The sequence below is a fragment of the Agrobacterium sp. ST15.13.015 genome, assembly GCF_027871645.1.
GTDB lineage: Bacteria > Pseudomonadota > Alphaproteobacteria > Rhizobiales > Rhizobiaceae > Agrobacterium > Agrobacterium leguminum.
In genome coordinates this window covers 194,198-216,878 of record NZ_JAQAHF010000008.1, presented here as the reverse complement: position 1 = coordinate 216,878, position 22,681 = coordinate 194,198, and the positions used below count along the sequence as shown (strand labels likewise).

Sequence of the window (22,681 nt, the reverse complement as noted above, 5' to 3'; positions counted from 1 at the left end):
GCGAATGGCACTCACTTATGACGAAGAGATGGGCAGCAGGCGCGCGGCATGGAGCGCCGTGCTTTGCATGACGCTCTGCGCCTTCGTATTGATCGCTTCGGAATTCATGCCCGTCAGCCTGCTGACGCCGATCGCCGCCGATCTCGGTGTTTCGGAAGGCAATACGGGGCAGGCGATCTCCGTCTCCGGCATCTTTGCGGTCATCACCAGCCTGTTCATTGCCGGCCTGACCCGGCGGCTCGACCGGCGCCTTGTCGTGCTCGGCCTGACGGCGCTGCTGATGTTGTCCGGAATCGTGGTCACCCTTGCACCGTCTTTCCCGGTTTTGATGCTTGGCCGCGCCTTGCTCGGCATTTCGATCGGCGGCTTCTGGTCGATGTCCACCGCCATCGTGATGCGTCTTGTCTCCCATGCCCAGGTGCCGAAGGCGCTTGCCCTGCTGAATGCCGGCAATGCGGTCGCGGCAACGGTTTCCGCCCCGCTCGGCAGCCTGCTGGGCGCCTATATCGGCTGGCGCGGCGCCTTCTTTCTTGTCGTGCCGATCGGCCTGCTTGCACTACTATGGCAATGGATCGTCCTGCCGGAACTCCCGCCGCGGCGCGACCGCGCATCCACGAATGTCTTCAGGCTGCTTGGACGTCCAGCCGTCGCAGCGGGCATGATCGCGATCCTGCTGTTATTCATGGGCCAGTTCGCACTTTTCACCTATCTGCGGCCCTTTCTCGAACAGGTCACGCGGGTCGAAATCACGGTGCTGTCACTGATGCTGCTGATCATGGGACTGGCCGGGGCGGTCGGAACATGGGTCATCGGTCGACTGCTGCAACGCCGTCTCTTCAGCATTCTTGTGGTCATTCCGATGATGATGGCCGGTATCGCGCTCTCCATGGTCGTCTTTGGCGAAGCGGAACGTCCAGTCATCGCCGCCCTTGTCGGCTGGGGTTTTCTTGGAACCGCCGCACCGGTTGGCTGGGGCACCTGGCTGAGCCGCATTCTGCCCGACGATGCCGAGGCCGGCGGCGGGCTTCAGGTTGCCGTCATTCAACTGGCGATCACGGCGGGGGCCTCGGTCGGTGGAATTTTATTCGACAGTTTCGGTTGGTGGTCCGCCTTCACGTTGAGCGCATTGCTGCTCTGCTGCTCCTCGCTTGCGTCTGTTGCCGCCTGGCGGCTGGCGCGGAGGCCGTCATGAATGTGCGCCCGATGGTTCCTGCCCGACGCATCCTGCTGGCGATGGCCGCCGCGTTCATCTTGCCCGGGCGAGCCCTCAGCAAAAGCGGCGCCGACAATCAGGAGAAGACCGGTTTGAAGATCAAGCTGACTTTCGGAGAAAACACAATGATCGCGACGCTCTACGACAATCCGTCGGCGCGCGATTTTGCATCCATGCTGCCGCTCGATCTCAAGATCGCCGACTTCGGCTCCAATGAGAAGATCGCCTATCTCCCTCGAAAGTTGACAGTCGAAGGCCATGGTCCGTTCGACAATGAGCGGCCTTACGACCTTTGTTATTACATGCCCTGGGGCAATCTCGCGATGTTCTATGCCGACTACAGGCATCCCGGCCTCATCCGGCTGGGACGCTTCGATCAAGGCTATGAAGCGCTTCATATCCCTGGGGAATTTCCGCTGCGTGTTGAACGCGTCCAATGAACCGAACCCCAGGAGTTCCCAGCATGAGCAAGCCAATCGAAACGAGTGAAACCTGCAATACCGGCAGGCGCAACCTGATGAAGGCAACGGGCATCGTCGCCGCCGCAATGGGCATGGTGCAGGTGGCGGGTGCGACGCAGGCCTTCGCCCAAACCTCTTCGTGGGACAAGGTCTTCGCGAAGAGCGACAATGTCGACCACCAGAAGGTCTCGTTCAGGAACCGATACGGCATTACTCTCGTAGGCGATCTTTACCTGCCAAAGAACCGCGGAGCTGCGCCTTTGGCTGCTCTTGTCATCAGCGGTCCTTTTGGTGCGGTGAAGGAACAGTCGTCCGGCCTTTATGCACAGACCATGGCGGAGCGCGGATTTGCCGCGCTGGCGTTCGATCCGTCCTATACCGGAGAAAGCGGCGGTGAGCCCCGGAACGTCGCGTCGCCGGATATCAATACCGAGGATTTCAGTGCCGCGGTCGACTATATCGGGCTGCAATCCTACGTGGATCGCGAGCGCATCGGTGTTATCGGCATCTGCGGCTGGGGCGGCATGGCGCTGAATGCCGTGGCGGTGGACAAGCGCGTGAAGGCAGTCGTGGCCAGCACCATGTATGACATGACGCGGGTGATGTCCAAAGGCTACAACGACAGCGTTACCCTCGAACAACGCACGCAGGCGCTGGAGCAGATGAGCCGGCAGCGCTGGCAGGATGCGGAAAAGGGAAGCCCCGCCTATCAACCCCCTTATAACGATCTCAAGGGTGGCGAAGCGCAGTTCCTGATTGATTATCACGACTATTACCGGACACCGCGCGGTTACCATTCGCGTGCCGTCAACTCCGGCAATGCCTGGACGCAGACGACACCGCTGTCATTCATGAACATGCCCATCCTGACCTATATCGCCGAAATATCGCCGCGGCCGGTGATGTTCATCCATGGGGAAAAAGCGCATTCCCGCTATTTCAGCGAGACCGCTTTCGCCGCGGCTGCCGAACCGAAGGAGCTGGTGATCATTCCGGACGCCAACCACACGGACCTTTATGACCGCGCCGACAAGATCCCGTTCGACCGGATCGCCGCCTTCTTCAATCAGCATCTCGCGTAGAAGACGACCATAAACATGTGACGGCAGCCGTAGCTGCCGTCACATTATTTTACGCCTCAGGCCGGCGCGCTCGTGCGCGTCGGCACTGTCAGTGCTGCCGGCTCTAGTCCAGCATCACCATATGTGCCGGCAACTGCTCTTCGAAAAATTTCGAGAAAGTCGCAATACGGGGTGGCAGCGCCTGATAGGGCGGATAATAAAGCGTCAGCCAGAGTTCGGGTGGCACCCAGCCGGGCAGCACATGAACGAGCCGGCCGCTATGGATATGTTCGGCGATATTAAATCCCGGCAGCAGGGCCACACCGGCGCCTTCCGCTGCCATATCGGCCAGAACCTCGCCGCTATTGGCGCTGAATGCCCGGCCGGCCGATATGGTGATGCTCGATCCGCCGTCCGACAGGACCCAGTTCTCCCGGCGGCTTTCACCGCTATAGGCAAGGCAATCGTCAGGGGTCAGCTCGCTCGGATGTTCCATCTGCGTAAACCGGCTGCCCGGGGCCGCCACCAATATTCTCGGCACGGCCCTGATCTTGCGCCAGATGGTGAATTTGTCCGATGGGGCGGACGAAATGCGGATTGCCAGATCGTAGTCGTCATCCACGATATTGATCAGGCCGTCCGAGAGCGAAATCTCGAAGCACATTTTCGGATAGAGTTCCCGGAAGCCGGACAGGATCGGCGGCAGCACGGTTTTGCCGAGCCATGTCGGCGCGCTGATCCTCAGACGCCCCTCATCGGCCTTGTGGGCGTTGCGGACATCGCGCCGGGCATTCTCCAGCGCCTCGACCGCGGGCTGGATCTGTGCGGCGAAGATCGCCCCGTCCGTCGTCAAGGAAACCTGCCGGGTGGTGCGGACGAATAATTGCACACCGAGATCGTCTTCAAGCGCGGCAATCGCACGGGTGACGGCGGCTGCCGTCATGCCCAGTTCGCGGGCGACCTGCGCGAAGTTGCGCTTTTCGGCCGCCATCAGAAAGGTTTTGAGAGCTTTATGATCGTTCATCGCCATTATTTCAAAAATCGCAATTCATTCGAGAAAAATATTGCAATTCCGCGATGCAATCAAGCGGGTTACATCTTTGTCCATCGAAACGGACACACCAAAGATGAAAGGCGCCGACGATGATCAAGGATATCAAGGGCCTGCACCACGTCACCTCCATGGCGTCGGACGCGCGGCAGAACAACAGTTTCTTCACCGATACGCTCGGCCTGCGCCGGGTGAAGAAAACCGTCAACTTCGACGAACCCAGCGTCTATCACCTTTATTACGGCGACGAAAAGGGAACGCCCGGCACGGTCATGACCTATTTTCCCTTCGCCAACATGATGGCCGGCCGTCCCGGCGTCGGCGAAGTGGGCGAGACGCAGTTTTCCATTCCGAAGGGTTCGCTGGGTTTCTGGAAAGAGCGTCTCCTCGCCAAAGGCGCTGCCGGCATTCAGGCCGACACGGTCTTCGGCGCCAATCGCCTGCGCTTCACCGGCCCCGATGGCGATGGTCTTGCTCTGATCGAAACAGGTGACGACGCCCGTGCCGCCTGGCTGGCCGAGGGAATTTCCGAAGACAAAGCCATACGCGGTTTCACCGGCGCACGGTTCAATTTGCATGACACTGCCGCAACCGAAGAACTGCTGCGTTTCATGGGTTATGAGCGGACTGACGTTGAAGGCAATGTGACGCGTTTCGTCATTCCCGGCGGCAACGGGGCAGATACGATCGATCTTGTGGCCCTGCCCAAGACACCCTTTGCCCGTTCGGGAGCGGGCTCGGTCCACCATATCGCCTTCGCAGTCGAAAACCGCGAGAAGCAGCTGGAAGTGCGCAAGGCGCTGATGGATACGGGTTATCAGGTCACGCCCGTCATCGACCGCGATTATTTCTGGGCGATCTATTTCCGCACGCCGGGCGGCATCCTGTTCGAGGTCGCCACCAATGAGCCCGGTTTCGATCGCGACGAGGATACCGCGCATCTGGGCGAAGCGCTCAAGCTGCCGAGCCGCTACGAGCCTTTCCGCAATCAGATCGAGGCGAACCTCGCTCCGCTTGCGGCATAAAGCGGGTCTCTGATCCGCACCCACTGACCAAGACAGACCCTCGCTTTTCAAGACGGCTGCCCCTGCCCGGCAGCCGGCCGGCGAAGCCTTCTCAATTTCCACCGCCGCAGATCGGCAACCACCACCTGAACGGAGAACTGAAAATGTCCAAGCTCGAAGTCCTTACCCCCGCCAACAGCCAGCTCATCTTCATCGACCAGCAGCCGCAGATGGCTTTCGGTGTGCAGTCCATCGACCGGCAGACCCTGAAGAACAATGTCGTCGGCCTCGCCAAGGCGGCAAAGATTTTCAACATTCCGACGACCATCACCACGGTCGAAACGGAAAGCTTCTCCGGCAACACCTTTCCGGAACTGCTTGCGGTCTTCCCGGAAAACGACATTCTCGAGCGTACTTCGATGAATTCCTGGGACGACCAGAATGTCCGCGATGCGCTGGCGAAGAACGCCGCCGGTGGCCGCAAGAAGATCGTCGTCTCCGGCCTGTGGACGGAAGTGTGCAACACCACCTTTGCGCTCTCCGCACTCCACGATGTCGCAGATTACGAGATCTACATGGTGGCGGACGCCTCCGGCGGCACCTCTGTCGACGCGCACAAATATGCCATGGACCGCATGGTGCAGGCCGGCATCATTCCCGTCACCTGGCAGCAGGTGCTGCTGGAATGGCAGCGCGACTGGGCACGCAAGGAAACCTATGACGCCGTCACCTCGCTGGTGAAGGAACATTCCGGCGCCTACGGCATGGGCATCGACTATGCCGTCACCCATGTCCATGGCGGTGAAGAACGCGTCAAGCACGGCAAGCGCATCGGCCCCAACCCGGCCAAGAAATAAGCTTTCAACCGCGCCGCACCGGCAGGATCGTCATCCAGCCCGGTGCGGCTTTCACCCATCCGGAGGTTCCCATGAAAGTCTATCTTCTGTCCCTTGGCGCTGGCCTGCTGGTCGGTATCGTTTACAGCCTGCTCAATGTGCGTTCTCCCGCACCGCCCGTCATCGCTCTCGTCGGTCTGCTCGGCATCCTGGTTGGAGAGCAGATCATTCCTTTCGCAAAGACGATTGCCGGCAAGGAACCGGCCGTCGTTTCGTGGATCAACCAGATCAAGCCGCACATGTTCGGCCATATGCCGAAGGGTGGCGCTGAAACCACGGGTCTCGCCGAAGTTAAACAGCCGATCAACCGGGAGAGAAGCTGATGCCGACACGACGCACCTTTCTTGGCGCGGCCTCGAGCCTTGCCTTTCCGAATCTGTTTTCACCGGCTAAGGCCGCTGATCCCATCAAGACCGGAGGTTCTTCTATGCATCCAGATACGATCCTTCACAACGGCCGCGTCACGACGCTTGATCGCGGCAATCCCAATGCAACGGCAGTCGCCATCAAGGATGGCCTGTTCCTGGAGGTCGGAAGCGATGCCGAGGTCATGGCCCTTGCCGGGCCGGATACGAAGATCATCGACCTTAGAGGCAAGCGGGTTCTGCCCGGCCTGATCGACAACCACACCCACGTCGTGCGCGGTGGCCTGAACTTCAACATGGAACTGCGCTGGGACGGCGTGCGCTCGCTTGCCGATGCCATGGACATGCTGAAGCGTCAGGTGGCGATCACGCCTGCCCCGCAATGGGTGCGGGTCGTGGGCGGTTTCACCGAGCATCAATTCGTTGAAAAGCGCCTGCCGACCATCGAGGAAATCAATGCGGTGGCGCCGGATACGCCGGTCTTCCTGCTGCATCTTTACGACCGGGCATTGCTGAACGGCGCAGCGCTTCGCGCCGTCGGTTACACCAGGGATACGCCGAACCCGCCCGGCGGCGAGATCACCCGCGATGCGAACGGCAATCCGACCGGCCTGCTGCTCGCCAAGCCGAATGCCGGCATCCTCTATTCGACGCTTGCCAAGGGGCCGAAGCTGCCGCTCGATTATCAGGTCAATTCCACCCGCCACTTCATGCGCGAGCTGAACCGGCTGGGCGTGACCGGCGTGATCGACGCGGGCGGCGGCTTCCAGAATTATCCTGACGATTACGAGGTGATCCAGAAGCTGTCGGATGAGAACCAGATGACGGTTCGGCTGGCCTACAACCTTTTCACGCAGAAGCCGAAACAGGAGAAGGAGGATTTCCTCAACTGGACGTCATCGGTCAAATACAAGCAGGGCAACGACTATTTCCGGCACAATGGCGCAGGCGAAATGCTGGTCTTTTCCGCTGCCGATTTCGAGGATTTCCGCCAGCCGCGCCCGGACATGCCGCCGGAAATGGAAGGCGAGCTCGAAGACGTCGTCCGCATTCTGGCGGAAAACCGCTGGCCCTGGCGTCTGCACGCCACCTATGACGAGACGATTTCGCGGGCGCTTGATGTCTTCGAAAAGGTCAACCGGGATATCCCGCTCGAAGGGCTGAACTGGTTCTTCGATCATGCCGAAACCATCTCCGACCGCTCCATCGACCGTATCGCATCCCTTGGCGGCGGCATCGCCACCCAGCACCGCATGGCCTATCAGGGCGAATATTTCGTGGAGCGTTACGGCCAGGGCGTGGCGGAAGCCACACCGCCGATTGCGCGGATGCTGGAAAAGGGCGTGAACGTTTCGGCCGGTACGGACGCAACGCGTGTCGCCTCCTATAATCCCTGGGTGTCGCTGTTCTGGATGGTGACGGGCAAGACGGTCGGCGGCATGCAGCTTTATCCGCGCGCCAATTGCCTCGACCGCGAGACGGCGCTGCGCATGTGGACCGAAAAAGTCACCTGGTTCTCGAACGAGGAGGGCAAAAAGGGCCGCATTGAAAAAGGCCAGTTCGCCGATCTCGTGGTGCCGGACAAGGATTATTTCTCCTGCGCGGAAGATGAAATTTCCTTCCTCACCTCGGAACTGACCATGGTGGGCGGCAAGATCGTCTATGGCGCCGGTGACTTCAGAACGCTGGACGAAAGCAATATTCCGCCGGCCATGCCCGACTGGTCGCCTGTGCGAACCTTCGGCGGTTATGCCGCCTGGGGTGAGCCGCAGGGCGCTGGAAAGAATTCACTCAGACGGGCTGCGATCTCCTCCTGCGGCTGCGCCAATGATTGCGGCGTTCACGGCCACGACCACGCCGGCGCATGGACGTCGAAATTGCCGATTGCCGATCTGAAGGGCTTTTTCGGAGCGCTGGGCTGCTCCTGCTGGGCAGTCTGAGCCCGGCCAGCACAAATATCCACCGGGCAGCGGATAGCTGCTGCCCGGCCGAGCGTGAATGGGATAATGTTGCAAATTACGCAATTATATCGAAACTATTGATGCAATTGTTGGCGGTAATCCTTTGCGCCAATATCGCTCCATCAGATGAACGCAGCGCCGCTCGAACCGACCGGCCAGATCGCAGGAGCAACAAATGACCGAGCCGTCTTCAACCTTTCGCCTTCGCGGGCTTCTCGCGGATATCGTTGCCGCACCCACCACAAAAACCCTAGCGCTTCTGGCGCTCTGCTCGGCCTATATTCAGGGGCCGCTGACCAAGATCTTCGACTTTCCCGGCGCGATTGCGGAGATGAACCATTTTGGCCTTCAGCCGGCGGTCGCATTCGCTGTCGTCGTCATCCTGTTCGAGCTCACCGCCTCCGCACTGGTGGTGTCGGGCTTCCTGCGCTGGGCCGGTGCGCTGGCGCTTGCAGGCTTCACGCTTCTCGCCACCTTCATCGCTCTCCGCTTCTGGGAAATGGCGCCCGGCATGGACCGCATGATGGCCACCAACGCCTTCTTCGAACATCTTGGCCTTGCCGGCGCCTTTATCATCGTCGCCGCAATCGATCTCACGAAAGGAACAGGCAAATGAGTGCCGCAAAAACCTCCGCGAGCAGCTTTGCTCCCCTTGCACAACCGGTTTTCGCGGTCCTCTGGGCGGCGACGGTGCTCGGCAATACCGGCAGCTTCATGCGCGATGTCGCCAGTTCATGGTTGATGACCGATCTTTCCGCCTCGCCGGCGGCCGTCGCCATGGTTCAGGCGGCCGGAACCCTGCCGATCTTTCTTCTGGCGATCCCGGCCGGCGTGCTGACCGACATTCTCGACCGCCGCAAGTTCCTGATTGCGGTGCAGCTTCTGCTGGCCTCGGTCAGCGTCACCCTCATGGTTCTTTCCCATACCGGCCTTTTGTCCGTCAGCGCGCTGATCGGGCTCACCTTCCTCGGCGGCATCGGTGCGGCGCTGATGGGGCCGACCTGGCAGGCCATCGTGCCGGAACTGGTGAAACGTGAGGACATCAAAAGCGCCGTGGCGCTGAACTCGCTGGGCATCAACATCGCCCGTTCCATCGGTCCCGCCGCCGGCGGCATCCTTCTTGCGGCCTTCGGGGCGGCCTTTACCTATGGCGCCGATGTCGCCAGTTACTTCGTCGTCATCGCCGCCCTTTTGTGGTGGCCGCGGGTAAAGAACGCTGATGATGCGCTGGCCGAAGGTTTCCTCGGCGCTTTCCGGGCGGGCCTTCGTTACACCCGTGCCAGCAAGCCGCTTCATGTCGTGCTGCTGCGGGCCGCGATCTTCTTCGCTTTCGCCAGCGCCGTCTGGGCGCTGCTGCCCCTGGTTGCCCGGCAATTGCTCGGCGGAGATGCAAGCTTCTACGGTATCCTGCTCGGTGCTGTCGGCGCTGGCGCCATCGGCGGCGCGCTGGTCATGCCGAAGCTGCGCGAACGTTTCGATGCAGATGCCCTGCTTCTCGGTGCTGTCGTCATTACCGCACTGGTCATGGCCGCGCTTTCGCTCGCACCGCCGAAGTGGCTTGCCATCATCGTCCTGCTGTTCCTCGGCGGCGCATGGATCACCGCTCTGACGACGCTGAACGGGGCCGCCCAGGCAGTTCTGCCAAACTGGGTGCGTGGCCGTGGCCTTGCTGTCTATCTCACCGTCTTCAACGGCGCGATGACAGCCGGCAGCCTTGGCTGGGGTGCTGTTGGTGAAGCCACAGGCGTGTCGGGTGCATTGCTGATCGGTGCTGCGGGACTGCTGGTTGCGGGCCTTGTCATGCACCGCCTGAAACTGCCTGCAGGTGATGCGGATATGGTGCCGTCCAACCATTGGCCCGAACCGCTCGTGGCCGAGCCGGTGGCCCATGATCGCGGCCCGGTTCTGATCCTCATCGAATATAATGTCGAAAAGCATCACCGCTCCGCTTTCCTGCATGCACTGGACGAGCTTTCCCAGGAACGTCGCCGCGATGGCGCCTATGGCTGGGGCGTGACGGAGGACTCCGCCGATCCGCAGAAGATCGTCGAATGGTTTATGGTGGAATCCTGGGCCGAGCATCTGCGTCAGCACAAGCGGGTTTCCCACGCGGATGCGGATTTGCAGGGCAAGGTGCTGGCTTATCATTCCGGGCTGGAAAAGCCGGTGGTGCGGCACTTCCTCACAATCAACCGCCCGGGGAAGGCGTAAAACGGAAAGGGGCCGAAAAGGCCCCTTTTTCGTTATTGCGTGATCCGCTCCAGCACACGGCTCAGTGCATCTTTCAGGGCCCCTGAACCGCCCTTGTTGTCGAAATCCAGCAGAACCTGCTCGTTGAGGCCGCCCTTGGTGGCGAATTCACGGCTGAGATCGATGAAATCCGTCCTGCTGCCGGCAAGCATGGCCACCTCGGACAGGCCGGCAAAGAGGGGCGCGAGATAGGCGCGCGCCTTTTCTTCCGGCAGACCGTTCTCGGCAAGCCATTCCGTCGTGGTTTGCATGATGCCGAAATAGGTGGCCATCAGAGCGCTGGCGGCGGCCAAAAGATCGTATTCCGCCTTGGTCTCGCATTCCACCGCATTGCCGAGCACGTTGAAGATAGCAGCTGTATCCATATCGGCAGGATAAATGGCGGTGACGCCCTTGCGCCGGGCAACGAAGGGCAGCGGGATCGCCTGGCTGAGACGCACATCCGCGCCGATCCACTCCAGAAGCGCCTCACGGCCGGTTGCGGCAACGACGCTGACGATCTTCTGCCCGTCCCGGAACCGCAGGGGCCGGATGACTTCTTCAGCGATCTGCGGCCGGATAGCCAGCATGACGGTATCGCAGCCATCGACGATTGCCTGATTGTCGCCGGAGACGATCACCTGCGGGAAATCGGCGGCAAGTCTCGCCGAGATATCGGCACTGCGCTGGGACACCATGACATGCGGCACGGCGGCAGGTCTGGCGAGCAGGCCCCTGACCATTGCATCGGTGATGGCTCCCGTTCCGATAAAACCGATTTTCTGAGGAAGTGACATGATTGCTCCGCTGCGGCGTTTCGCGCGATGCTAATTTTTCCGTCCGGAATTGTCGACAAGCAGAGGGGGAAATTTGCGGTCGAGGCTGAGGCGGGACCCGTCGAATGCCGGCTTTTTCCGCTTCTGGGGACCTATAAGGCCTATATATGTCCGGTCGACCGTCATGGCGAAAGATATGCGATCGATCCGTTCTTCACCCGGCTGACGGGGATCACGGGGGAGATCATCGATGTGGAAGGCGTTCCATTGCAGGAGGCCCTTTCAAGCTTCGACAGTTTTACGGAAGGTGCCCAGTGCTGGTCATGGGGTAAGGACGAGCTGAATATGGTGGCGATCAGCTGTTATGTCGCCGGCATCCAGCCACCCATCCCTGCCAACCGTTTCGACAATGCCGTCAAACTTCTGCTTGCAGCGGGAATGCCGTTGGAGGATCTGGCAAAAACGCCGAGCAACAGGCTGGCCGATTATTACGGTGTCGAGCATCCGCCATTGCAGGGGCACGATGCGCTCGATGATGCGCTTTCGGTTTCCTATACGCTGCAACATCTGCTGAAGGGCGGAAAACTGACGCCGGAGGTGTTCGGTGTTTAGCCGGTGTCAGACGGATTGCGTCACGATCCCGGCCGATGTTCGCGAAAGGCGGCGGCAAGCGTGCGTAAGGCTTCCCGGGATCTGCTGTCCGTGAGGGTGGAAAACATGATGATTTCCGTGGAGGGCAGGGGCGGCAGGCCAAAACGCTGGCTGACCTCCACTGTGCCGGGCGGTGCGAGGCGGGAAGAGAAGGCGGAAACCGCAAGTCCGGCCGAGACGGCGGCGGTCACCATCGACGATGTGCCGCCAAGAAACACCTCCGTCCACGCAATCGCAGCTGCGTCCAGGGCGCGGGTGGCGATGTCACGCACGCCACAGGCGGGCGAGAGCGCCGCCAGCCGCAGCGGTTCGCCCTGACGGTGTTCGAACTGCGGGGTTGCATACCAGCCGAAATGTTCCGGCCCGAGCACCTCGCCGTCGCGCCGGTCGTCCTCGCGCCGGATGATTGCCGCGTCGATCTCCCCACGGTCGAAGGCGTCCAGCAGGGATCGGGAATGATCCATGCGCACTTCAATCGTAAGCCCGGGGTCATGGTCGTTGAGGCGTGCAAGAAGGGTCGGAACCTCCGGTCCCGCCACATGGGCGGCAATGCCAAGGCCGAAACGGCGGCGCGGGGAGGAAAGACCCGCCAGCGCCCGGTCATGCGCGGCGAGAAACTCGCGGGCGGGTGCCAGAAACACCGCGCCCTGCGCTGAAAGCCGCACTGAGCGCGGTGTGCGTTCGAGCAGCCGCTGGCCGAGCCTGTCTTCCAGCCGCTTGAGCTTGACGCTGATGGCGCCCTGTGTGGTGCCGAGCGCTTCGGCAGCGCGGGTGAAGCTCTGCATATCGGCGATGGTAACGAAGGCCTCGACGGCCTCCACATCCAGCGTGCTCATATCGATTATTCCAATTTGTTGTCTCTGAAATAGCCAATCATCCAATTCAGTTATGGTCAAGCTTTGTCTAGCGTGCCTCCTCCACTGATCGGTTTTCGCAAGTGCGGGCCGACCCATGAAAGGCTGAAGAATGACCCTTGCCGTTGCCGCACCCGCAAGCAGCAGAAGCGCCATGGCGCTTGCTGCCGTTTGTCTCTCCGCCCTGATGTTCGGACTGGAAATCTCCAGCGTTCCGGCGATCCTGCCAACACTCGAACAGGTGCTGCATGCGGATTTCCGCCAGCTTCAGTGGATCATGAACGCCTACACCATCGGCGTGACGATGGTGCTGATGGCGACGGGCGCGCTGGCAGATCGCTTCGGCCGCAAACGTGTCTTTATCGCCAGCATCGTCGCTTTCGCGCTTTCCTCTCTGGCCTGCGGAATGACGGAAAACGTCTCGGTGCTGATCGGCGCCCGTTTCCTTCAGGGGCTGAGCGGCGGGGCGATGCTGGTGTGCCAGATCGCCATCCTGTCGCATCAGTTCCGCACGGCCCGCGAACGCGGGATGGCGTTCGGCTGGTGGGGCATCGTCTCGGGCGTGGGGCTGGGCTTCGGCCCGATCATCGGCGGCGCCATCGTTGCGCTGTGGAGCTGGGAATGGGTGTTCCTCGTTCACGTCGTGCTTGGCGCGGGAACATGGCTGCTTGCCACGGGCGGCGTCGGAGAATCGCGTGATCCGGAGGCGGCGCGTCTCGATCTTGCCGGCATGGTCACCCTTTCGGTCGCCGTTTTTTGCCTTGCCTTTTTCATCACCCAGGGGCCCGCGCTCGGTTTTGTGAGCCCGGCGGCGCTTCTGATCCTCGGTGTCGCGGCTGCGAGCTTCATTGCCTTCGTGATTGCTGAAAAGCTTAGTTCAAGACCGATGTTCGACTTCTCCGTGTTCCGCATTCGGCCTTTTTCCGGGGCGATCATCGGTTCTGCGGCGATGAATATCAGCTTCTGGCCGTTCATGATCTATCTGCCGATCTGGTTTCAGGCGGGCCTCGGTTATGACAGCGTCACCGCCGGCCTCGGCCTGCTTGCCTATACGCTGCCGGCGCTGGTGGTGCCGCCGCTGGCGGAGCGCCTGTCGCTGCGCTACCAGCCGCGCCTCGTCATTCCGGCCGGGCTGTTCACCATCGGCCTCGGTTTCATGCTGATGAAATTGGGAAGCGGCATCGAAAATGCGAGCTGGCTCACCATGCTGCCCGGCTGCATCCTCGCCGGTATCGGGCTCGGGCTGACCAATACGCCTGTTACCAACACCACCACGGGAGCGGTTTCCCCCGCCCGTTCCGGCATGGCCTCGGGCATCGACATGAGTGCGCGCATGATCTCGCTCGCCATCAATATCCCGATCATGGGTTTCATTCTGGTCGAGGGCGTCCGGGCTTCGCTTCGGGCAAACCTGCCATCCGCTGCGGATATCGAGGCGTTGCAGTCGCTTGCGGAAAAGATCGCGGCGGGCACCGCCGGCACTTCTGCGCAGGGTGTTTCGCAAGAGCTCGTCCATCAGGCGCTTGCGGACGGTTTTGGTCTGGTCATGCTTTATGCCGGCATCAGCGTCTGTTTCCTTGCCGCCATCAGTTTCATGATCTTCGGTCCGGCGCGAAAACCTGCTCATGACTAGTGCGACGTCCAGGCAACCTGGGACGAGCCTCAGGCGCTTTCGTTTATTCTGGCCTCGGCGAGACGTTTGCCGAGGTTGAAAAAAGTGAGCTTCATATGGCTGCGTTTATCTCCACCCTCGAGGCTGGAGAAGGGTACTTTGAAACCGAATATTTCATCCGGCTCGCCAGAGCGTTCCCGCCAGAAAGCATCGATGTCCGAAACCATCATTTTTTGCCGCCGGGCGCGCCGGTAACGGATGGGGTGCCTGGAATGGGCGACAGCGAAATAGTCATGTGCACCCTCGGCGGCGAGGCCTTGCAGAACCATGAGTGCAGCCTCCTTCGGACGAAGCCCCGAGAGGTCGCGCGTCATCGACACCATTTGCTCTTTCGCGGCGCGCGGACCCTGCATGCCGCCAACGACAATCGTGTGGTTCTGTGTCTCGCGCCCTTCAACGAAAGTGAATGTTGCTGTCCAGAGAATGGTGTTGTCATGGCTGCGAATGAGTCTGACGGAAAAAGCACCCTCGTGCCGGCCGCCGCAGCAATCCGCGAGCGCCAGTATGCATCGATATTCATCATTCCGGCCGCGAACCGTGCCCATATCAATGGTCTTTCCCGCCCACAGCCCGGCCATGACGCTCCTGGAAAAATGCCGGTCCGCAATTGCGAAATTATCCATGAGAAAAACCAGCCGTCTCTTCCGGGAAACTTTATTGATGAGGAGTTTCGACAGGGGTTTCTGAAGAAGGTCGTCATGCGGGAGCGGCAATTTTCGCTCTGCTGAAAAATCCGCCAGAAACCGCCACCACCGAAAGGTGACCAATGGATTGGCCGCAAAACGCAGCCAGAAAAGGACCGCCCGCTTCCAGTAGGCGCGCCGGGCAAAGGTCATAATTCTCCAGAGCAACAAAAAACGGGGTGTTTCCGAAACCGTCTGGGCCACATCATCCGTGACCGGGAGTTTCTCTGCCAGAACGGCAGCATCTTGAATGCGCGACATAAATGGGCTTCCGGCAGAACATGGCGTTCAGCCGGGGCATGCGCCGGAATTGTCAAGATTCTGTCGAGAAACGGCCTGCCCTACGTGAAGACCGGTTTGTTGCCTCAGCGCAAAACAAGCAACCGCAAAGAGACGGTTGGCCGGGAGATTTCAGGAGGTTTTCCCAAAGACAACCGTCACGATGGCTCCGCCGTCCGGTCGTGTCTTTATCTGCAGATCGCTGTCATGCGCCCGAGCGATTGCGCGGGCAATCGACAGGCCAAGCCCCGTGCCGCCGGTTTTGCGCGCGCGTGACGGTTCCATCCGCCAGAAGAGTTCGATGCCGTGTGCCTCGACGCCGGGGGGAAAGCCCGGCCCCTTATCCTCGATCGCGACGAAGGGCCGCCCATCCTGAAGCCCGGTCGAACAGCGCAGAAATTTGCCGCTCGCCGCATAGCGGCGCACATTGTCCATCAGGATCAGCAATAGCTGCCGAAGGCGTTGGCGGTCGCCGCAAATGGGTGCGGGCTCCAGCGACATATCGATATCGATGCCGGCCTCATCCATCAGCGGCCGCGCCGCTTCAGCCACGGCCGCGCATTCGGCGGCAAGATCAAGCGGTTGTGTGTCTTTGACGAGGCTGTTGGTTTCCGCCAGGGAAAGTGTGCGCAAATCATCGACAAGACGCGCCAGCCCTTCCACATGGACGATGAGGTGGCGAATGGCTTGCTTGTCGAGGGGAAAGACATCATCCGCGATGCCGTGCAAACGGCCCTGCAGGATCGTCAGCGGGGTGCGCAATTCATGGGCCACCGCCATCGTGTTGAACTTCAGCCGGCGCTCCATCATCTGAAGTTCCCGCGTCAGGCTCTCGAAACTGTCGACCAGAAATGCGACTTCGGCGATGGGGTTCGCCTTGATCTTTGCGCCTCCGCTGAAATCGCCGGTCGCCATGCGCCGAGCAGCATCGGCAAGTTCGCCGAGAGGTGCCGCAATGCGCCGGGAGATGAAATAACCGAGCAGGCTGCACAGAAGGACAGCGAGCAATCCGAAGAGGAATACCGATTTGATAAGCTCGTTATCCGCCTCATCCTCCAGGCCCGGCAAAACCTCGATAAGGGCCTGAAGCTGGCGCTGATCCGGCATCACGCCCCGGTCGATATCCGAAAACGCCTTGGAGGCATCGGGCGACAGCTGGGCGATGATGCGCTCTTCAATATTGTCCGCATACCAGGAAACGCCGAAGTAGACCAACGCGACGGCAAAGATGAGCATCGTGGTGATCGTGATCGCCGTCATCGTGCGCAGGCGCAGTCGCCAGAGTTTCATGGTTTCTGCTCCCCGGCCAGCCGATAACCGACGCTGCGCACCGAGACCAGATAACCGCAGGCGCCATGATCCGCCAGTTTCTTGCGCAGATTGGCGATGTGCGTGTCGATGGTGCGCGCTAGCGCATCGCTTTCCGGCAGGCAGGCATCCAGAATATCGGCGCGCTGAAAGGCGTGGGTGGGGCGGCGCGTCATATGGGCGAGTATCCTGAACTCGCTCAGCGTCAGGGGTAGAACGGTCCGTCCCCCATCGCCGCAAACGGCCGCGACATAGGCTTCGGTGTCTACTTCAATGGCCCCGAAGCGTAAGACCCCATCGGCGGCCGGCTGTCGCGTGCGTTTTAGCACGGCATTCACCCGCGCGATCAATTCGTGGGGATTGAAAGGTTTGACGATGTAATCGTCAGCGCCGAGGCGAAGGCCGGTCAGCTTGTCCATATCCTCCGCAAGGGAGGTGACCATGATGACAGGCGTATCCCGTTCCCGCCGGATGCGATTCAACACCTCGATGCCATCGAACTTCGGCAGGCGAATGTCGAGGAGAACCAGATCCGGTCTCAACATGGAGAAATGCGTCAGCGCTATTTCTCCGTCGCTCGCCCTGACGGTTCTGTATCCTTCGCGAATAAGATAGGCGTCCAGAATCTGAATAATATCGGGGTCGTCTTCGACGATCAGAATAAGCCCTTTGTCCATACTCGATCCGCAAATCTGCTTTTGTAAACCGTGGTAACGCCGGGACGCTAAGCGGATGCGAAACATCGGGCAAGAGCCTCCATCCCCGAATAAACACTGTCAGTGCCGCTTTCCTTGCAGTCTTGTCTCTTTCTCCGCAAAGCCTTGACATTTCTGCGGAAGAGAACTGGCCATGCACCAGCCTCTCGCCAGTAAAACCGACCGGAAAAAGCGGAATTGGACCCGGAGGTCGAAATTTCGCGCAGGCGCCATCCATGTCGCCCGTCACGCTTTTTTGCGGGCCGCCGGCAGTTCCTCCCTGCTGGCTCTTCTGGTCGCTCTAGCGATGATGATCGTCTTCACGATCAGGTCGGATATCGATCTTGAGGTGAGCCGGCAATTCTGGACGGACCGTTTCCACCTTGGCGAGGACGAGTTCCTGGTTTCCGTCCGAGATCTGAACCGCATGCTTCCGCCGGTTTTGTTGTCGGGGCTGGTGTGCATGCTTGTCCTCATGCCATTTTCGGGCGGCCTGCCTCGGGTTTTACCACCGCACAAGCTGCTGCTTATTGGCGTCTTTTTTGCTCTGGGACCGGGTGCCACGGTTCATATACTGAAAAACGCGTTTGGCAGGGCAAGACCTCGCCATCTCGGCGAGTTCGGGGGAGACCTGTTGTTTACACCGGTTCTTTCCCTTGACGGTGGCTGTGTCCGAAATTGCTCTTTTCCTTCCGGTGAAAGCGCTTCCGCAGCCGCTCTTCTTGCCTTCACCATTCTCCTGCCAGAGAAATTTCGCCTGATCGGCATCGCGATACTGGCGCCATTCATCGTGATTGTCTCCCTGAACAGGGTGGCAATGGGCGCTCACTTCCTCTCAGATGTCCTGATTGCTTGGCCCTTGATGCTTGCGGTGTTCCTTCTGCTCCGGCGGCCGTTCATGAACAACCGGCAGGCGATAGACGCCGCCTTTTCCCGCAGGGTCGACGGGACGCGGCCCGCCGCGGAAACAAGGCCATTTGCGGAACTATAAGGCGGAGGGGAATCCCATCCGCCCAATATCAAGAAGGGCAGCGGAAAACCGCTGCCCTGCTGCTTCTTGCGGAGTGGCAAGATGGCCTTATTTCACCTGGGCAACGACCAGCTTGCCGTCGGCGCGTTCGGCGACGAACTCGATATTGGCGCCTTCCTTGAGCTTGGCGAGGATCGCATCGTCCTTGACGCGGAACACCATCGTCATGGCTGGCATGTCGAGGTTCTTCAGTTCTTCATGGATGATAGTGACCTTCTTGGCCGCGGCATCGACCTTCTTTACCGTTCCCTTGGTGAATTCCTCTGCGAATGCACTGAGGGGAGCGGTGAGCAGGAGTGCTGCTGCAACGGTGATTTTAACGATGGTCTTCATGGTCGGATTCCTTTGTTGCCGGGTTACTTTGCAGAAACTTTGAGATCGCCGCGCATCCCGGCCTCGTAATGTCCGGGTTTCAGGCAGGCGAATTCGAACATGCCGTCATTGGTGAATTTCCAGATGATTTCGCCGCTTTCGCCGGGCGCGAGGCTGATCGCGTTCGGATTGTCGTGCTCCATCTCCGGAGCCTTCTCCATGGCGGCCTTGTGCTCCAAATTGGCCTTCTGTTCGTCGAGAATGAACTCATGGTCCAGTTCGCCGACATTCTTCACGACAAAGCGAACCGTCTTGCCTTTCTTGAAGTCGAACTTGGTGGGCGTGAACAGCATCTTGCCGTCCGGCGTTTCCTTCATCGTCACCTGAATGGTCTGGGTCACCTTGGCCTTGTCGCCCGGTTCGCCGATCGCCATCGCCTCATGGCCGCCGCCGTGGGTGCCCGACGCAAGGGCGGGCGTGGCGAGAGCGGTGAGAAGCAGTGCAATTTTCAGTTTGGTCATTCCATGTTTCCTTGATTTTAGTGCGGTTCTTGTGGGGGTTGGGGTCTGCGCGATCAGCCGTGTTTCATCGGTTTCGGCGTGATCTGCGTTTTGGGGTCATTGGTCTTGGTCGTATCCGGCAACTCGCCGGTCCATTCCCAGGCCTGGGTTCCGGGCGGGTTTTCGTACCAGCCGGGATCTGAGTAATCGCCCGCGGAGATGCCTTCGCGGACCTTCACCACGGAGAACATGCCGCCCATCTCGATGGGGCCGTGCGGACCCCATCCCGTCATCATGGGTACGGTATTCTCAGGGATTTCCATTTCCATCGCGCCCATATCGGCCATGCCGGCGGTGCCCATCGGCATATATTCCGGCCGCACCTTGCGGATTTTCTCTGCGACGCTCTTCTTGTCGACGCCGATGAAGGTCGGGACGTCATGTCCCATCGCATTCATCGTATGGTGCGACTTGTGGCAATGGATTGCCCAGTCGCCGACATATTTGGCGTCGAATTCATAGGCCCGCATCGCACCCACGGGGATATCGATGCTCACCTCCGGCCAGCGCGCCTCGGGACGCACCCAGCCGCCGTCCGTGCAGGTCACCTCGAAATCGTAACCGTGCATGTGGATCGGATGGTTGGTCATGGTCAGGTTGCCGACGCGCACGCGCACCCGGTCGTCCTTGGAAACCACCAGCGGATCGATGCCCGGAAACACCCGGCTGTTCCATGACCACAGATTGAAGTCGGTCATGGTCATGATCTTCGGCACATAGGAGCCGGGATCGATGTCGAAGGCATTGATGAGGAACACGAAGTCGCGGTCCACCGGCATGAAGGCCGGGTCCTTCGGATGGATCACGAAGAAGCCCATCATGCCCATCGCCATCTGCACCATCTCGTCCGAATGCGGGTGGTACATGAAGGTGCCGGATTTCACGAGGTCGAACTCGTAGACGAAGGTTTTGCCAACCGGGATATGCGGTTGCGACAACCCGCCGACGCCGTCCATGCCGGACGGCAGGATCATGCCGTGCCAGTGGATCGTCGTATGTTCCGGCAGCTTGTTGGTGACGAAAATACGCACCCGGTCGCCTTCGACGGCCTCGATGGTCGGGCCGGGCGACTGGCCGTTATAACCCCAGAGGCGGGCGGTCATGCCCTCCGCCATTTCGCGCTCCACCGGCTCGGCGACAAGGTGGAATTCCTTGACGCCGTTGTTCATCCGGAAGGGCAGGGTCCAGCCGTTGAGGGTGACGACGGGGTTGTAATCCGGGCCGGTGGTGGGCTTGACCGGGGCCTGGGTCGCAGCCGTTTCCATCACTGCCGCTTCCGGCAGGCTGGTGTTGGATGTTTTCGCCCAGGCCGCCGAGGAGACCATTGCGGCGCCGACACCCAGAAAGTTTCTTCTGTTAAACATGGTCGTTTCCTTTCTCAGTGTCCGCCACCGCCGCCGCCAGCGGCGGCAACCTCGGTCTCCGCGCCCGCCGCAGCACCCGTGCCGCCACCGTAAATGGCGGGGGCGAGGCTGGCCTCGGCGAGCCAGAAGTCACGTTTCGCATTGATGGCGAGCAGGCTTGAATTGACCTTTTCCCGGCTGTCGGCCAGAAGCTCGAAGGTGTTGGTGATCATGCCGTTATAGGTCAGCAGCGACTGCTCCTCGATTTTGGTGCGCAGCGGCACCACGCTGTTGCGGTAATGCCGGGCGATGTCATAGTTCGAGCGATAGGCCTGATAGGCGGAGCGGGCTTCCGAGCGGACATTGACCGCCTTTTCCGCCAGCAGGTTTGCCGCGCGCATATAGGCGAGTTCGGATTCCCGCATGCGCGCCTGACCGGAATCGAAGATCGGAATGACGAATTCCAGCTCGGCATTGCCGGTGGTCTGCTTGTGGATTTCGCCGTCTTCCAGCTCGCGCTCGGTCTCGAAGCCGGAACGGATTTCGAGATCGGTCACATATCGGGTGGCTTCCGTGAGCTTGAACGACCGGGCGGTCGCCTCCAGATCGAGCTTTGCCATCTGCAAGTCCACGCGGCGCTGCAGCGCCTCGGCCTCGATCATGTCCCGTTTGGTAAGCGCCTTCGGAAGCGGGGGCAGGCGGTTGGGAATGGTATATTCGATATCCGCTCCCCACAGCCCCATCAGCCGGGTCAGTTCCTCCTTGGCAAGACGGGCCTCAAGCCGCGCCCTGGCGATCTGGCCGGTCAACTCGGCGTAAAAGACTTGCTCGCGGGCCTGGCCCTCCTTGTTGAGCGAACCCGCCTCGCCAAGCTTCACGGCAAGTTCCGAGGCGGCATCCGCCGCGGTCTGCGCCTGCGCCAGCTGGCCGACATTTTCCCATGCCGCCACCGCGGTAATCCAGGCGCGGCGGGTATCGGCCGCCAGTTGCAGCGTCTTCAGCGCGGCGCCAAGCTGCGCCTTGCGGAAGCCGGTATCGGCGATCTCGACATTTTTCTTGAGGGTAGCCAGCGCCAGAATATTGGTGACGACGACACCCTCTATCGCCTGATAGGCCCTGAGCCCCGGGGTGCCGATCCCCGTCAGCCCGATGCCGACCCGCGGATTGACCAGCATGGTCGATTGCCATGCGGTGGCGGCGGATTCGCCGAGATCGGCATAGGCTGCCTGAAGGCCCTTGTTGTTCAGGAGCGCAACCTGCACCGCCGTCTCGACATCGAGACTTTTGCCGGCGGCCATCAGCGATTTGACGCGGGCCTGCGTCGCCTGCGCCTCGGCCCGGTTCTGCACCCAGACCGCCTGCTTGCCTGTCGCCTCGGATGTCCTGGCCGAAACATTGGTGAAACCGGCGTCACGCGACGCATATTGGGCGGCCGTGACACAGCCGCCGAGAAGAAACGGCAGGCAAAGGGCGGTCGCGATTTTCGCTCCGAGTTTGAAGGTAAGTATCGTCATGATGCGTCTCCTTTCGGAGCCTGCGCATCGTTCTGGTTACGCCAGGGCTTCGGGTCCACCGGCGCGCGGTGCGTGTAACCCGCGACCGGGGTCTGATAGCGGATGGGGGTCGCGCCGAGCGAAGGGTTTGCCGCGTCGTCATAGGAGGCGGCGTCGTTCATCATGGATGTGGCTGTGCAGCCGCCCAGAAGCAGGGGCGCCGCAACCACAATGTAAATTGGGTTCATGGGTATTTTCCGAACAGGAGATGCAACGGCGCGGCGGCGCTAAAGCCGCTCACGCACGGTCATTGCCCAAAGGCGGGCTTTGCCTGTTCAGATATTCGGGGGGCGGTGAAGGAGCGGGGTCTGGCCCAGCGCCTTGCTGTCGTCGAGGAAGGAACGGATGCTGTTGACGACAGGTCTGCCAATGGTGTCGTGGCTGATCAGAACAGCCATGCCGAGACAGAAATCGCCGCAGCATTGCGGCTTGACGGGCTTTTTGACGCCGCCGTCCTGTTCGGCCATATCGTTATGATCGTGACTGTCGGACATCATGGCCGAGGCGCCATGGTCCATCGTCGCGCCGTGATCCATCATGGCGGACTGGTCGTGCTGCATTCCACCGGCTTCGGCAGGATGCATTGCGGCATTGACGGTGGAAACACTATAGCCAGCCAGTGACAGTATCATCACCAGTCTAAACAACAGGGCCAGCAATTTCGATGCTCGCAACATCTCACGCATGTTGCGTAGAAAAGCTGTAGTCCTGTGATTTGTCAATG

At 60.5% G+C, this 22,681-nt stretch carries 24 protein-coding genes; 12 read left to right on the top strand and 12 right to left on the bottom strand.

Features of this window, described 5'->3' with window-relative positions; all coding sequences use genetic code 11:
• Nucleotides 1-4 precede the first annotated feature (4 nt).
• The 3 genes from PIB16_RS14775 to PIB16_RS14765 are packed head-to-tail and all read left to right on the top strand — an operon-like array spanning nt 5 to nt 2,756.
• Entirely contained in the window at nt 5-1,192 is a 1,188-nt protein-coding gene (locus PIB16_RS14775) for an MFS transporter (protein ID WP_065657457.1), read from the top strand.
• Nucleotides 1,189-1,653 carry a cyclophilin-like fold protein gene (locus PIB16_RS14770; RefSeq protein WP_065657456.1) on the top strand — a complete coding sequence of 155 codons (465 nt, stop codon included), beginning with the start codon at nt 1,189-1,191 and terminating at the stop codon, nt 1,651-1,653. Before PIB16_RS14775 ends, PIB16_RS14770 begins: the two co-directional genes overlap by 4 nt.
• 23 nt (nt 1,654-1,676) lie before the next feature.
• Nucleotides 1,677-2,756 carry an alpha/beta hydrolase gene (locus tag PIB16_RS14765; protein ID WP_065657455.1) on the top strand — a complete coding sequence of 360 codons (1,080 nt, stop codon included), beginning with the start codon at nt 1,677-1,679 and terminating at the stop codon, nt 2,754-2,756.
• Nucleotides 2,757-2,859: 103 nt separating this feature from the next.
• Here the strand turns inward: PIB16_RS14765 and PIB16_RS14760 are convergent, their stop codons facing one another.
• Nucleotides 2,860-3,759: a LysR family transcriptional regulator gene (locus tag PIB16_RS14760; protein WP_065657454.1), complete on the bottom strand. Its 900-nt coding sequence runs from the start codon at nt 3,757-3,759 to the stop codon at nt 2,860-2,862.
• Nucleotides 3,760-3,878: 119 nt separating this feature from the next.
• On the opposite strand from PIB16_RS14760, the gene PIB16_RS14755 reads away from it, so the two are divergent.
• The 6 genes from PIB16_RS14755 to PIB16_RS14730 all read left to right on the top strand — a co-directional run bounded on the left by PIB16_RS14755 (nt 3,879) and on the right by PIB16_RS14730 (nt 10,223).
• The gene (locus PIB16_RS14755; protein ID WP_065657453.1) at nt 3,879-4,811 is read left to right on the top strand and encodes a VOC family protein; all 933 of its coding nucleotides are present in this window, start codon (nt 3,879-3,881) and stop codon (nt 4,809-4,811) included.
• Between the two features lie 143 nt (nt 4,812-4,954).
• On the top strand, nt 4,955-5,647 hold the full coding sequence (locus tag PIB16_RS14750; RefSeq protein ID WP_065657452.1) for a hydrolase: 693 nt from the start codon (nt 4,955-4,957) through the stop codon (nt 5,645-5,647).
• A gap of 71 nt (nt 5,648-5,718) precedes the next feature.
• On the top strand, nt 5,719-6,009 hold the full coding sequence (locus PIB16_RS14745; protein WP_065657451.1) for a XapX domain-containing protein: 291 nt from the start codon (nt 5,719-5,721) through the stop codon (nt 6,007-6,009).
• Nucleotides 6,009-7,991, top strand: a complete 1,983-nt coding sequence (locus PIB16_RS14740) for an amidohydrolase (protein WP_065657450.1) — start codon at nt 6,009-6,011, stop codon at nt 7,989-7,991. Before PIB16_RS14745 ends, PIB16_RS14740 begins: the two co-directional genes overlap by 1 nt.
• A gap of 196 nt (nt 7,992-8,187) precedes the next feature.
• On the top strand, nt 8,188-8,628 hold the full coding sequence (locus PIB16_RS14735; protein WP_065657449.1) for a DoxX family protein: 441 nt from the start codon (nt 8,188-8,190) through the stop codon (nt 8,626-8,628).
• The gene (locus PIB16_RS14730) at nt 8,625-10,223 is read left to right on the top strand and encodes an MFS transporter (protein WP_065657448.1); all 1,599 of its coding nucleotides are present in this window, start codon (nt 8,625-8,627) and stop codon (nt 10,221-10,223) included. Before PIB16_RS14735 ends, PIB16_RS14730 begins: the two co-directional genes overlap by 4 nt.
• A 32-nt stretch (nt 10,224-10,255) precedes the next feature.
• Here PIB16_RS14730 and PIB16_RS14725 read toward each other — a convergent pair whose 3' ends face one another.
• Complete coding sequence (locus PIB16_RS14725; protein WP_065657447.1) at nt 10,256-11,038, bottom strand: pyrroline-5-carboxylate reductase; 783 nt, start codon at nt 11,036-11,038, stop codon at nt 10,256-10,258.
• Nucleotides 11,039-11,065: 27 nt separating this feature from the next.
• Between PIB16_RS14725 and PIB16_RS14720 the strand changes: the two genes are divergently transcribed.
• Nucleotides 11,066-11,629, top strand: a complete 564-nt coding sequence (locus tag PIB16_RS14720; RefSeq protein ID WP_065657446.1) for an exonuclease — start codon at nt 11,066-11,068, stop codon at nt 11,627-11,629.
• 20 nt (nt 11,630-11,649) lie between these two features.
• Here the strand turns inward: PIB16_RS14720 and PIB16_RS14715 are convergent, their stop codons facing one another.
• The gene (locus PIB16_RS14715; protein WP_003522061.1) at nt 11,650-12,504 is read right to left on the bottom strand and encodes a LysR family transcriptional regulator; all 855 of its coding nucleotides are present in this window, start codon (nt 12,502-12,504) and stop codon (nt 11,650-11,652) included.
• 130 nt (nt 12,505-12,634) lie between these two features.
• Between PIB16_RS14715 and PIB16_RS14710 the strand changes: the two genes are divergently transcribed.
• Nucleotides 12,635-14,155: an MFS transporter gene (locus PIB16_RS14710; RefSeq protein ID WP_065657445.1), complete on the top strand. Its 1,521-nt coding sequence runs from the start codon at nt 12,635-12,637 to the stop codon at nt 14,153-14,155.
• A gap of 29 nt (nt 14,156-14,184) precedes the next feature.
• Here the strand turns inward: PIB16_RS14710 and PIB16_RS14705 are convergent, their stop codons facing one another.
• From PIB16_RS14705 to PIB16_RS14695, 3 genes are all read right to left on the bottom strand, one after another.
• Nucleotides 14,185-15,030, bottom strand: a complete 846-nt coding sequence (locus PIB16_RS14705) for a DUF535 family protein (protein ID WP_233282722.1) — start codon at nt 15,028-15,030, stop codon at nt 14,185-14,187.
• 258 nt (nt 15,031-15,288) lie between these two features.
• Nucleotides 15,289-16,446: an ATP-binding protein gene (locus PIB16_RS14700; RefSeq protein WP_104679814.1), complete on the bottom strand. Its 1,158-nt coding sequence runs from the start codon at nt 16,444-16,446 to the stop codon at nt 15,289-15,291.
• Complete coding sequence (locus PIB16_RS14695) at nt 16,443-17,141, bottom strand: response regulator (protein ID WP_104679815.1); 699 nt, start codon at nt 17,139-17,141, stop codon at nt 16,443-16,445. Before PIB16_RS14695 ends, PIB16_RS14700 begins: the two co-directional genes overlap by 4 nt.
• A 172-nt stretch (nt 17,142-17,313) precedes the next feature.
• Between PIB16_RS14695 and PIB16_RS14690 the strand changes: the two genes are divergently transcribed.
• Entirely contained in the window at nt 17,314-18,150 is an 837-nt protein-coding gene (locus tag PIB16_RS14690) for a phosphatase PAP2 family protein (RefSeq protein WP_104679816.1), read from the top strand.
• An 87-nt stretch (nt 18,151-18,237) separates the two neighbouring features.
• On the opposite strand, the gene PIB16_RS14685 is transcribed toward PIB16_RS14690, so the two are convergent.
• From PIB16_RS14685 to PIB16_RS14660, 6 genes are all read right to left on the bottom strand, one after another.
• The gene (locus PIB16_RS14685; RefSeq protein WP_003522073.1) at nt 18,238-18,522 is read right to left on the bottom strand and encodes a copper-binding protein; all 285 of its coding nucleotides are present in this window, start codon (nt 18,520-18,522) and stop codon (nt 18,238-18,240) included.
• 23 nt (nt 18,523-18,545) lie between these two features.
• On the bottom strand, nt 18,546-19,022 hold the full coding sequence (locus PIB16_RS14680) for a cupredoxin domain-containing protein (RefSeq protein WP_065657440.1): 477 nt from the start codon (nt 19,020-19,022) through the stop codon (nt 18,546-18,548).
• A gap of 53 nt (nt 19,023-19,075) precedes the next feature.
• Nucleotides 19,076-20,425, bottom strand: a complete 1,350-nt coding sequence (locus PIB16_RS14675) for a multicopper oxidase family protein (RefSeq protein ID WP_080857638.1) — start codon at nt 20,423-20,425, stop codon at nt 19,076-19,078.
• A gap of 14 nt (nt 20,426-20,439) precedes the next feature.
• On the bottom strand, nt 20,440-21,918 hold the full coding sequence (locus tag PIB16_RS14670; protein ID WP_035264524.1) for a TolC family protein: 1,479 nt from the start codon (nt 21,916-21,918) through the stop codon (nt 20,440-20,442).
• Nucleotides 21,915-22,145 (bottom strand): hypothetical protein, encoded by a 231-nt coding sequence (locus tag PIB16_RS14665; protein ID WP_104679818.1) that lies wholly within the window; start codon nt 22,143-22,145, stop codon nt 21,915-21,917. Before PIB16_RS14665 ends, PIB16_RS14670 begins: the two co-directional genes overlap by 4 nt.
• A gap of 87 nt (nt 22,146-22,232) precedes the next feature.
• Nucleotides 22,233-22,643 carry a hypothetical protein gene (locus tag PIB16_RS14660; RefSeq protein WP_078053696.1) on the bottom strand — a complete coding sequence of 137 codons (411 nt, stop codon included), beginning with the start codon at nt 22,641-22,643 and terminating at the stop codon, nt 22,233-22,235.
• Nucleotides 22,644-22,681 lie beyond the last annotated feature (38 nt).